Source organism: Actinoplanes sp. 13, from assembly GCF_056134165.1.
On sequence record NZ_JBVYOQ010000040.1, the window covers coordinates 55,615 to 66,884 of the forward strand.

Genomic DNA, 11,270 nt, shown 5'->3' on the forward strand with positions numbered 1-11,270 from the left:
TGTTTCGTCACCCAACGTGTGGAATCGTTTCCACGTGAGAGAGTCCCGACGTGGTCAACATGGCCGACGTCGCGCGCCGCGCCGGTGTGTCGATGGCGACCGCGTCACGAGCTCTCAGTGATCACCCGCACGTGGCGCCGGCTACCCGCGCCCGGGTGCTGGCGGCCGCCGAGCAGCTCTCCTATGTGGTCTCCCCCGAGGCCTCGCGCCTCGCCGGCGGCAGCACCGGACGGGTCGCCGTGGTGGTGCCGCACATCTCCCGGTGGTTCTTCGCCACGCTGCTCGAGGGCCTGGAGTCGGTGCTGCGCGACGCGGATCTCGACGTGCTGCTCTACCACGTCGGGGACGCCGCCGATCGTGGCGCCTTCTTCCAGCGACTGCCGGCCCGCCGCAAGGCCGACGCGGTCGTGGTGCTGGGCATGCCGGTCGCCCGGCCGGAACGGGACCGGCTCGGGCTGATGGGCGTGCACGTGGTGGCCGCCGGCGGGCAGGTGGAGAGCTATCCGTACGTGGCGATCGACGACCTGACCGCCGGCCGGCAGGCGGTGGACCATCTGCTGTTCCTCGGGCACCGCCGGATCGGCATGATCGCCACCACTGACCCCGCGCAGCCCGGCTGGCCGGTGGGGCCGGGCCGCGCCCGGGCCTATCACGAGGCGCACGCCCAGGCCGGCCTCCCGGTCGACGCACAGCTGACGGCCGAGGTGATGTCCGGCGGCGCCGGCGGCGCCGAGGCGATGGCCGAGCTGCTCTGCCTGCGCGAGCCGCCGACCGCCGTCTACGCCCACTGCGACGAGGTGGCGCTCGGTGCCGTCCGGACCCTGCGCCGGGCCGGCCTGCGGATCCCGCAGGACGTGTCGGTGATCGGCATCGACGACCACCCGCTCGCCGAGCTCACCGACCTGACCACTGTCGCCCAGCCGGTCCGCGACCAGGGCGTGCTCGCCGGCCGGATGGTGCTGGCGCTGCTCCGCGGGGAGAACGTCACGCAAGGCGTGACGGTGCCGACCCGGCTAGTGGTCCGCGGCTCGACCGGGCCGCCCCGGCGGCGCTGAGGACCCGCGGATCCGCAGCGCCGGGCTGATCACCACCCGGTGCGCCGGCCGATCCGGATCAGCGAGGCGATCGGCCACCAGCCGCACCGCCGCCCGCCCGATCGACCGCCGCGGTGGTCGCACCGCGGTCAGCGGCGGGCTGAACATCCCGGCCACCTCGTCGTCGTAGGCGATCACCGACAGGTCCCCCGGGATTGCCAGATGCCGCTCCTCGCACCGCTGCACCAGCGCGATCGCCTCCGGGTCGGCGTGCACCAGCAACGCCGTCGTCCCGCTGCTCAGCGCCTGATCCAGGACCTCGTCGAGGGCCGCCTCGGAGGCCGGGGTCCGGGCGTCCGGCACCCGCGCGTCCACCGTCGCCGGGTCCAGGCCGCAGTCGGCGACGGCGGACACCCAGCCACGGTGCAGATGCGGCCCGGTCGGGCTGTTCTCGGCGAGCACCAGCCCGACCCGCCGGTGGCCGAGCGACGCCAGATGCCGCACGGCCATCGCGGCGCCGAGCGCATGATCGGTCACCACCGACTCCAGCACCGCGTGGTGCGGGCCGGCGGTCGCGGTGCGCTCCAGCAGCACCACCGGAATACCGGTGCCGGCCAGCCACTCGATGGTCCCCCGCGCGGTGGGCGCGTCCATCCGCGGCGCCACCACCAGCGCGTCCACCCCCTGCTGGTCCAGCAGGCGGGCCAGCTGCGGCTTGTCGTCCACGGTCTCGTACGACGAGCCGCGCAGCACCACCCGCAGGTCGAGCTCGCGGGCCGCCTCCTCCGCGCCGCGCGCCACGTGCGGCCAGTAGTAGTCCAGCGACGGCACCAGCATCCCCAGCGCCCGGCCGGCCGGCGTCGCCGGCTCGTCCGGACCGGGCAGCGTCACCCCGCCGTGCACCCGCCGGACCAGGCCCTCGGCGGCGAGCTGCGCGATGTCCCGGCGGATGGTGACGGCCGACGAGCCGAGCGTCTCGGTGAGGTCGGAGACCCGGAGCATCCCGTCGCGCTGGAGCGCCTCGAGCAGCCGGGCCTGGCGCGCGGCCTGCAGGGGCCCGCGTTGTTCCGATGCGCTCACCGCTGCTCCTCACACGTCAGGTCGAGACTACCGACCGGGCCGATCACGGTGACGTCGATGTCGAGGCGGGTCAGCCGGTCGCCCCACACGCCGGCCGGCACGGGGTCGTCGAGCTCGCGGACCACGGTGCGGCCGGGTAGCGCGGAATCCCAGGTGATCACCAGCACGCCGGCGCCGTCGAGCGCGTCCACCTCGGCGCGGCCCGGCCGGACGGTCACCGCCCCGGCCAGCAGGAGGTGCAGCAGGGTGGGCGCCTCGCCGTCGTCCGGCGGCAGCTCCCACTCGTCGCGGACGGTGATCCGGCCGGTGGTCCGGTCCAGCCGGGCGGTCCGCGTCCAGCTGCCTGCTCCGGTACGCGGATAGGCGCCCGCCAGATCGAGCCGCATCCCGTCCTCGGTGGGCACCACCGACCGTGCCGCCCACTGCCGGCCGGCCCCCTGGGCCGCACCCCGGATCGTCGGGACGTTGTGCCAGGTGCTCTGCATCATCCAGATCCGGTAGCGCTCCGGCCCGAACGTCCGCGCGGTGTAGGTGGGCCGCCCGGCGTCCACCACCACCGGCACCCCGTTCAGGGCCACGACGAAGCCGCCCACGTCGTTGTGGTTGTGGTGCTCGTCGTTGTGACCGCCTTTGATCGCCAGGGTGAGTCCGGCCGGGCTGCCCGCCCGCGGCCGGGCGACACGCACCTGGACGGACGGCAGCCACACGTCCCGCGGCAGCGGCGGCGGCTCCGGCCGGGCGGCGATCCACTCCGGATCGGTCAGCGCCCGCACCAGCCGGCCCAGGCCGCCGGACTCGTGCGCGGCGACGTCGTCCGGGCGGCGGTGCGCGGCCGCGTACGCCTGCGCCTCCCGGTCGCCGGCCCGGCGCGCGAGCCGGTGCAGCGCAGCCCACGGCAGGTCGATGGAGGGGCGAGCGGTGCCGTCGGCGTGGTTCAGGTGCCAGGGCCCGCCCAGGTGCATCCGGTGCGGAAAGGCGACGGTCCGGTGCTCCCGGAAGTCACCGACCAGCTCCAGCGCCTCCAGGAGCCGGCACGCGCCGTTCCACCAGTAGTGGTAGCCCTCGTCGACGGCGCCGTCCTCGGGCAGCGCGGCGGCGAACCGGTGCAGGCCGGCCAGCGCGAGCTCGATCAGATCCGGGTCCGGTCGCAGCTGGAGCGCCGCGGTCAGCAGGTCGCCGTGGACCCAGGCGGTCCAGTTGCCCACCGGGGGTTCGAGCCCCAGCCAGTGCCAGTCCCGGCGCTGCTGGAACGGGACCAGGACGCGACGGCCGGCCTCGTGCCGGATCCGGGCACGGACGCCGGGCACGCGCTCGTCGAGCTGGTCGCCGAGCAGGTGGTCGATCCAGGCGAGCAGCGCGGCCACGTCGCCGGCGCCCAGGTCGACGTACGGGTCGGTCACGGTCGGCACGACCGCGCCGTGCCTGCTGAACGTGTCGTCGTGGGCCGGCCAGCACCACGAGCTCTGCTCGCAGAGCAGGATCACCCCGTCGGCTGTCTCGTCGATCCAGCCGGGGTCCAGCGTCGCGGCGGCCAGCACCGCCGCCCGGGTCAGCCGCTCCTGCCGGGCCCAGAGAACCTGCTCGTAGGAGTCGCGGTCGCCGTCCCGGAAGACCCGCGCGTACCCGGACGCGAGCGGCACCGGCCAGGGTGTCCCGAACTCCCTCGTGGCGCGCGCCGTCAGCACGCGCAGCGTGGCCGCGTCCACGTGGTCCCACACCTGCCGGTCGCTCGCCGGCGGCACCGGCAACGGCATCCGACTCCCCCTGCCTGTGATGAACGTATCTGATCGGATTAGATCGTTCGCTCATCCTGACAAGCAAGAGTGCGTGCTATTTGTCCAAATAGATCCGCAGAAATTGAAGGATTGACATGGTTGATTGTGAGCGTTTAACTTTCCCGAAACCTGAGCGTTCATCTTTCTCGGAGAGTGACGCGTGCCCGAATCGACCACCCGCCAGGACTGCATAAGGCTGGCTGACCGGATGCTCGCCGCCGCCCGCGCGCACGCCTCCGACGGCCACGCCCGGATCACGCTGCCCGGCCCGGCGGGTGGGTACGGCCGGGCCGTCGACGGCCTGGAGGGCTTCGCGCGCACGTTCCTGCTCGCCGGCTTCCGGATCGCCGGAACGCCCGAGGAGGACACCGGCCTCGCCGAGTGGTACGCGAAGGGCATCGCCACCGGCACCGATCCGTCCTCCCCCGAGCGGTGGGTCCGCCTCGGCGAGCACGGCCAGGCCAAGGTGGAGGCGGCCTCGATCGCCCTGATCCTGGACCTGACCCGCCCCTGGATCTGGGACCGGCTCAAACCCTCCGTGCAGGAACGGGTGGTGGACTACCTCTCCCCCGCGGTCGGCGACGACACCTACCCGCAGATCAACTGGGTCTGGTTCCGGCTGGTCGTGCAGACCTTCCTGCGCTCGGTGGACGGGCCGCACTCCCTCGTCGAGATGGCCGAGGACCTGGCCACCCACGACACCTTCCGGCGGGCGGGCGGCTGGATGTCGGACGGCCCGCAGCGGGCGTACGACCACTACACCGGCTGGGCGCTGCACCTCTACCCGGCGCTGTGGGCCCGGATGGCCGGTGCGGCCGACCTGGCCGCCGGCCGGCGCGAACGCGACGTGGCCGCGCTCGACAAGTTCCTCGGCGACGCGCTACGGCTGGTCGGCGGGGACGGCTCGCCGCTGATCCAGGGCCGCAGCCTCACCTACCGGTTCGCGGCCGCCGCGCCGTTCTGGGCCGGCGCCCTCGCCGGGGTGCCGTCGCACCCGCCCGGAGTGCTGCGCCACGCGGCCACCCGGATCGTCGGCCACTTCGCCGCGAACGGGGCGCCCGGCGACGACGGACTGCTCACGCTCGGCTGGCACGGCCGGTGGCCCCGGCTGGCCCAGTCCTACTCCGGTCCCGGCTCGCCGTACTGGGCCGCCAAGGGCCTGCTCGGCATCGCGCTGCCGGCCGATCATCCGGTCTGGACCGCGCCGGCGGAACCGCTGCCGGTCGAGGCGGCGGACACCCTGCGCGCGGTGCGCGCCCCGGGATGGATCATCTCCGGTACGCGCGACGACGGCATCGTCCGGGTCGTCAACCACGGCACCGACCACGCCGTCGAAGGCGCCACCAGCGCGGACTCCCCGCTCTATGCCCGCCTCGGATACTCCACCGCCACCGCGCCCGTCCTCGCCGAGCCGGGCTGGACGGCGCCGGCCGACATGTCCGTGACACTCGTCGACGAGGCCGGCCGCGCCACCCACCGGACCGGCATGCGAACTCTCGCCGTCCGGATCGACACCGACGGCCCGGTCCCGGTCGGGGTGGCCGCCTCCACCGGCCCGGCCCGCTGGGTGACGCCCGGCCCCGCCCAGGTCGATCACGGCAGCGGCCGCACCGGCGCCTCGGTCACCGCCGGCCGCCTCACCGTCGTCTCCCTCGTCCGCGGCCCCTGGGAACTACGGCTGGCCCGCGTCGACGACCCGGTCCCCGCAGCCACCACTCTCCGCTTCACCGGCTGGCCCGTCACCGCTCCGCTCACGACGACCCTCCGCTGTGTGAAGTTCGGGCTCGATCCGAGCCCCGACTTCACACACTCCGACCTTGTCGTCGCGGATGCCGGGCCGCTCGGCTCGCCCACCCGCGTGCCGTGGATCGACTTCCCGGTACGCCCCGGCGCCTGGATCGCGGTGCTCGCCGAACTCACCCGCGGCCCGGCCTCCGCCGGGACCCCCACCTGCGAGCTCGCTGGTCCGCACGTGCGGATCACCTGGCCCGACGGCATCTCCACGCACACCCCCATCGCCCTTGTTGAGGAGTAAGGATGAAACGCTCGATCGCAGCCGCCCTCGGCGCTGCCACGGCGATCTCAGTGGTCCTGGCCGGCTGCAGCGGCGGGGACTCCGGCGACGACCCCGGTTCCGCGACGATCACCCTGGCCGGCTGGAGCCTCGCCACCACGCCGGAGTTCCAGACCCTGGCGGACGGCTTCCGCAAGGTCGACCCGGACGTGACCATCGAGGTCAAGGAGTACGACGCCGCCAACTACGACACCCAGATGATCGCGGACCTGGCGGCCGGCAAGGCGCCCGACATCTACGCGCAGAAGACGCTGAAGAACTTCTACACCTACCAGAGCGGCAAGCAGCTCCTCGACGTCTCGGACGTGGCGGGCAAGCTGGGCAGCACCGTCGGCGGGCTGCCGGCGTACCAGGTGGAGGGTAAGACGTACGCGATCCCGTACCGGCAGGACTCCTGGGTTCTCTACTGGAACAAGGAGCTGTTCGACCAGGCCGGGGTGAAACCGCCGGACGGGTCGTGGACCTGGGACGACTACGCGGCGACAGCAAAGGACCTGACCACGAAGCTCAAGGCCAAGGGATCCAAGGCGGTCGGGGCCTACCAGCACATCTGGCAGTCCACCTCGCAGGGCTTCGCGCTCGCCCAGACCACCGGAGCGAACCTGGAGAGCGGCGACTTCAGCTATCTGAAGCCGTACTACGAGCGGTCGCTGGACCTGCAGAACTCCGGCGCCCAGGTGAAGTTCGGCGACGCCACCACGAACAAGCTCACCTACCAGTCGCAGTTCGGCAAGCAGCAGGCCGCCATGATGGTGATGGGCACCTGGTACATGGCGACGCTGCGCAGCCAGCAGGACAAGGGCGACGCCGACGAGTTCACCTGGGGCATCGCCCCGGCGCCGCAGCTCACCGCGGCCACCACCGGCACCTCCGCCACCCCGGTGACCTTCGCCGACCCGACCGGCTTCGGCATCAACCCGAAGATCGACGAGGACAAGGCCGAGGCGGCCAAGGCGTTCCTGGCGTACGCGGCCGGGCCGGACGGGGCCAAGGCGCTCGCCGCGATCGGCATCACCCCGGCCGACACCACCGCGGTCAAGGACTCGTTCTTCACGATCAGCGGCGTGCCCACCGACGACCTGTCGAAGTTCACCTTCGCCACCCACGACACCCGGCCGGAGAACCCGGTCTCGAAGTACACCGCCCCGCTGCAGAACATCCTCAACGACCTGCACAGCGCCGTGCTCTCCGGCAGCAAGCCGGTCGACGCCGCCATCACCGAGGCCCAGGACCGGGCCAAGACCGAGGTCCTCGGCAAGTGACCACGACGCTCGCGGCGAGCCGGCGGCGCGGCCGGCTCGCCCTGCGCAACACCGTGGCCGGATGGACGTTCCTGCTGCCGAACTTCGTCGGCTTCGCGGTGCTCACGCTGGTGCCGGTCGGGCTGCTCTTCTACTACGCGTTCACCGAGTGGAACGTCTTCGGCGGGAGCACCTGGACCGGCACGGCGAACCTCCGGCAGATGTGGGACGACACCGGCTTCTGGACCGCGCTGCGCAACACCCTGTACTACGCGATCTTCCACATCCCGCTCACCCTGGCCGTGTCGCTGAGCCTCGCGCTGCTGCTCAACCGCCGGCTGCGCGGGGTGGCCTTCTTCCGCACGGTGGCGTTCTTCCCGTACATCACCTCGATCGTGGCGATCGCGCAGATCTGGAACATGCTGTTCAGCCCGAACTTCGGGCCGGTCAACGAGCTGCTGCGGGTGCTCGGGGTGGACAACCCGCCGGGCTGGACCACCTCGGCGGACTGGTCGATGCCCGCAGTGATCATCGTGGGCGTCTGGCGCGACATGGGGTATTACATGCTGCTCTTCCTCGCCGGGCTGCAGACGATCCCGGCCCAGCTCCACGAGGCCGCCACCGTCGACGGCGCCAACGCCTGGCAGCGGTTCCGGGCGGTCACCCTGCCCGGGCTGCGGCCCACCACCTTCTTCATCACGGTGCTGCTGACCATCGGCAGCTTCAAGGTCTTCGACCTGATCCTGGTGATGACCGACGGCGGGCCGGGCCGGTCCACCCTGGTGCTGTCGCAGTACATCTATCAGAAGGGCTTCGAGGAGAACCAGTTCGGGTACGCGTCGGCGCTGTCCATCGTGCTGTTCGCGATCTGCTTCCTGGTGACGGTCGTCCAGTTCGCCGTCAACCGGCGCGGGAGCTCGTGATGAGCACGATCCTGCGGCCCGTGCCGGCGGGCGACATCCCGGCGCTCGACTCCCCGGACGGCGGCCGGCGGCCGGCCCGCGGCGCCTGGCGGGTGTTCGGCTATCTGGCGCTCGGCGTCGCGGCGGTGGCCGTGCTGCTGCCGTTCTACTGGATGATCGTGTCGTCGCTGAAGACGAACAACGACGTCTTCAGCATCCCGATCCAGTGGCTGCCCACCGACCCGGTGTGGAGCAACTACACCGACATCTGGGCCAAGTCGGAGATGACGACGTGGCTGCGCAACACGGTCCTGCTCGCCGCGGCGGTCACGCTGCTGCAGGTCTTCACCGGAAGCTTCGCGGCGTACGGATTCGCCAAGATCCGTTTCCCGGGGCGGGACGTGCTGTTCCTCGCGTACATCGGGACCCTGGCCGTGCCGTGGCAGTCGTACATGATCCCGCAGTTCGTGATGATGTCGAAGCTGGGACTCACCGACACGCTCTGGTCGATCATCGCGTTGCAGGCGTTCGGACCGATCGGCGTCTTCCTGATGAAGCAGTACTACGAGTCGATCCCGGACGAGCTGATCGACGCCGCCCGGATCGACGGGATGAGCGAGTACGGCATCTACCGGCGGGTCGTGCTGCCGCTGTCCGTGCCGGCGCTGGCCAGCCTCACCCTGATCACGCTGGTCGCCACCTGGAACGACTACCTCGGGCCGCTGCTCTACCTGCGCAGCCCGGACAACTGGACGATCCAGCTCGGCCTGCAGTCGTTCATCAGCCAGTACAACGCCGAATACGCGCTGATCATGACGGGCTCGGTGCTGTCCGTGCTGCCGATCGTGGTCGTCTTCCTGCTCGGCCAGCGGCACTTCGTCGAGGGCGTCGCCACCACGGGACTGAAGGGCTGAGGCGATGCGGATCCGGTACGAGACATGGACCGCGGTGCTCGGTACGGCGTACGTCTGCCTGGGCTTGAACCTGATGCTGACCGCCGCCCTGAGCCCCACCCTGCTGATCCTGCTGACCACCGACCCGGCCGCGTCCTGGCCGCTGCTCGCCCTGCTCGCGCCGACGGCCGGGCCGGCGCTCTGCGCGGTGTTCACCGTGCTCGCCCGTTACACCGACGAAGGTTCCACCTCGGTCCTCGCCACCTTCACCCGCGCCTGGCGTGCCACCTGGCGGCGCGCCACCGCGGTGACCGCGGCCGCCACCGCGCTGATCGTGGTGCTCGGCGTCGACATCGCCGCGCTGTGGGGCCGCCCGGCCGGCGCGGTCGCGATCCCGGTGCTCGCCGTGCTGATCGTGCTGACCGGCGCCACCACCCTGCTCACCCTGGTGCTGCTGGTGGAACGCCCGGACGTGCGGCTGCGCGACGCCGGCCGCGCCTGCGCCTACCTCGCGGTCCGCCGCTGGCCGCTGACCGTGCTGTCCCTCGCGGTGCTCGCCCTGCTCCAGGCCCTGCTGGTCAGCCGGCCCGCGCTCGCCGCCGGGCTCGCCGCCGCCCCCCTGCTCCACGTCGTGTGGGCCAACAGCCGGAACACGCTCTCCTGGAAAGGACGTTCATGACGGGTCTGCACCGGACCACCACCGCCGGGCCGGACCGGCCGGCCACCCGGCCCGAGGCCGTCGACGCCGCCGTACGCACCCTCGACGCGAACCTCACCGCTTTCGGCGACCACTACCCGGACGACACCACGACGGCCGGTCGATACCGGATCCGGCCCGGCGGCAACGTGGGCTGGACCACCAGTTTCTGGCCCGGCATGCTGTGGCTCGCCCACGACCTGACCGGCGCACCCGGTTACCGCCGGGCCGCCGAGGCGCACGTGGCGAGCTTCGCCGACCGCATCGACCGTCACCTCGACACCGACACCCACGACCTCGGGTTCCTCTACACCCTGTCCTGCGTGATCCCCTGGCAGCGCCACGGCCGGCCGCACGCCCGCCGGGCCGCCCTCGCCGCCGCCGGCCACCTGCTCACCCGCGTCCTCGAACCGGCCGGCATCATCCAGGCCTGGGGCGACCTCACCGACCCCCGCCAGCGCGGCCGGACCATCATCGACAGCCTGATGAACACCCCGCTGCTGTTCTGGGCGAGCCGCACCACCGGCGACCCCCGTTACGCCGATGCCGCCCACCGGCACGCCACCCGCCTGCGTGACCACATCCTGCGGCCGGACGACACGACGTTCCACACGTTCTACTGGGATCCCGTCACCGGCGAGCCCCTGCGCGGCGAAACCGAACAGGGCAACGCCGACGACTCCTGCTGGGCGCGCGGCCAGGCCTGGGGCATCTACGGCTTCGCGCTGAACCACCGCTGGACCGGCGACGACTCCTTCCTGCTGGCGGCCCGCCGCTGCGCCCGCTACTTCCTCACCCACCTGCCCGCCGACCACGTCCCCTACTGGGACCTCGAGTTCACCGACGGCAGCCCCGAGGAACGCGACAGCTCAGCCGCCGCGATCGCCGCCTGCGGCCTCCTCCAGCTGGCCGACCAGCTCGCCCCCACCCCACCTCCTCCCATCCCACCAACGCCCACCGCCTCGCCATCGCCCGCCGCGCTGCCAAGGTCCACTCCCCCGCCCTCGCCCGCCGCGCTGGCAGAGGCCGCCGAATACCGATCCGCCGCCACCCAGATCCTCGACTCGCTGCTCACCGGTTACGCCACCGCCGGCGATCCGCATGCCGCCGCCCTGCTCCACCACGGCGTCTACGACAAGCCCAAGAACATCGGCGTCGACGAGGGCACCCTCTGGGGCGACTACTTCTACCTGGAAGCTCTCACCCGGCTGACCGTCCCCGACTGGGCGAACCCCTGGTGACCAACGCCCTCAACGTTGGACAGGTTCCCGGCTGGCACTCACGCACGAAAACGGCCAAGAATCATGCGCAGTTGCCGGCCGAGCCAACCGCAGCCGCCACAGACTCCCCACGCAGCAGCGCAGGGGAAGGCATCGAGCCACCGCACCGTGACGGCGTGCCATGACGGCGCAACGTGACGGCGGAACCTGGACTGGTGACGCGGCGCGGCGCGGCGTGACCTGGCGCCGCGTGACCTGACGCCGCGTGGCGTGACGGCGCCGCGTGGCGTGACGGCGCCGCGTGGCGTGACGGCGCCGCGTGGCGTGACGGCGCCGCGTGGCGTGACGGCGCCG

The 11,270-nt window shown here is 72.3% G+C and carries 9 protein-coding genes; 7 read left to right on the plus strand and 2 right to left on the minus strand.

The annotated features are described in order from the left end of the window. Positions 1–59: 59 nt before the first annotated feature. The gene (locus tag AC0NH5_RS39885) at positions 60–1,055 is read left to right on the plus strand and encodes a LacI family DNA-binding transcriptional regulator (protein ID WP_474413081.1); all 996 of its coding nucleotides are present in this window, start codon (positions 60–62) and stop codon (positions 1,053–1,055) included. Here AC0NH5_RS39885 and AC0NH5_RS39890 read toward each other — a convergent pair. Both AC0NH5_RS39890 and AC0NH5_RS39895 read right to left on the minus strand, forming a co-directional pair. Further along, a complete protein-coding gene (locus AC0NH5_RS39890) occupies positions 1,014–2,114 on the minus strand; it encodes a LacI family DNA-binding transcriptional regulator (protein WP_474413083.1) in 1,101 nt (366 codons plus the stop codon). The genes AC0NH5_RS39885 and AC0NH5_RS39890 overlap by 42 nt on opposite strands. Further along, the gene (locus AC0NH5_RS39895) at positions 2,111–3,868 is read right to left on the minus strand and encodes a heparinase II/III domain-containing protein (protein ID WP_474413085.1); all 1,758 of its coding nucleotides are present in this window, start codon (positions 3,866–3,868) and stop codon (positions 2,111–2,113) included. Before AC0NH5_RS39895 ends, AC0NH5_RS39890 begins: the two co-directional genes overlap by 4 nt. Before the next feature lie 181 nt (positions 3,869–4,049). Here AC0NH5_RS39895 and AC0NH5_RS39900 point away from each other — a divergent pair, with 181 nt between their 5' ends. The 6 genes from AC0NH5_RS39900 to AC0NH5_RS39925 are packed head-to-tail and all read left to right on the plus strand — an operon-like array spanning position 4,050 to position 10,937. Continuing rightward, positions 4,050–5,924: a DUF2264 domain-containing protein gene (locus AC0NH5_RS39900; RefSeq protein WP_474413087.1), complete on the plus strand. Its 1,875-nt coding sequence runs from the start codon at positions 4,050–4,052 to the stop codon at positions 5,922–5,924. Positions 5,925–5,926: 2 nt separating this feature from the next. After that, on the plus strand, positions 5,927–7,225 hold the full coding sequence (locus AC0NH5_RS39905; RefSeq protein WP_474413089.1) for an ABC transporter substrate-binding protein: 1,299 nt from the start codon (positions 5,927–5,929) through the stop codon (positions 7,223–7,225). Continuing rightward, complete coding sequence (locus AC0NH5_RS39910; RefSeq protein WP_474413091.1) at positions 7,222–8,127, plus strand: carbohydrate ABC transporter permease; 906 nt, start codon at positions 7,222–7,224, stop codon at positions 8,125–8,127. The genes AC0NH5_RS39905 and AC0NH5_RS39910 overlap by 4 nt, the downstream gene beginning before the upstream one ends. Then, positions 8,127–9,020 carry a carbohydrate ABC transporter permease gene (locus AC0NH5_RS39915; RefSeq protein WP_474413093.1) on the plus strand — a complete coding sequence of 298 codons (894 nt, stop codon included), beginning with the start codon at positions 8,127–8,129 and terminating at the stop codon, positions 9,018–9,020. Before AC0NH5_RS39910 ends, AC0NH5_RS39915 begins: the two co-directional genes overlap by 1 nt. Before the next feature lie 4 nt (positions 9,021–9,024). After that, positions 9,025–9,678, plus strand: a complete 654-nt coding sequence (locus AC0NH5_RS39920) for a DUF624 domain-containing protein (RefSeq protein ID WP_474413095.1) — start codon at positions 9,025–9,027, stop codon at positions 9,676–9,678. Next, positions 9,675–10,937, plus strand: a complete 1,263-nt coding sequence (locus AC0NH5_RS39925; protein WP_474413097.1) for a glycoside hydrolase family 88 protein — start codon at positions 9,675–9,677, stop codon at positions 10,935–10,937. Before AC0NH5_RS39920 ends, AC0NH5_RS39925 begins: the two co-directional genes overlap by 4 nt. Positions 10,938–11,270: the final 333 nt, after the last annotated feature.

Excerpts from the sequence above, each read along its gene's own strand:
- AC0NH5_RS39905 (WP_474413089.1), top strand. The coding sequence starts at position 5,927 with ATGAAACGCTCGATCGCAGCCGCCCTCGGCGCTGCCACGGCGATCTCA.
- AC0NH5_RS39885 (WP_474413081.1), top strand. The coding sequence starts at position 60 with ATGGCCGACGTCGCGCGCCGCGCCGGTGTGTCGATGGCGACCGCGTCA.
- AC0NH5_RS39925 (WP_474413097.1), top strand. The coding sequence starts at position 9,675 with ATGACGGGTCTGCACCGGACCACCACCGCCGGGCCGGACCGGCCGGCC.
- AC0NH5_RS39895 (WP_474413085.1), bottom strand. The coding sequence starts at position 3,868 with ATGCCGTTGCCGGTGCCGCCGGCGAGCGACCGGCAGGTGTGGGACCAC.
- AC0NH5_RS39920 (WP_474413095.1), top strand. The coding sequence starts at position 9,025 with ATGCGGATCCGGTACGAGACATGGACCGCGGTGCTCGGTACGGCGTAC.
- AC0NH5_RS39915 (WP_474413093.1), top strand. The coding sequence starts at position 8,127 with ATGAGCACGATCCTGCGGCCCGTGCCGGCGGGCGACATCCCGGCGCTC.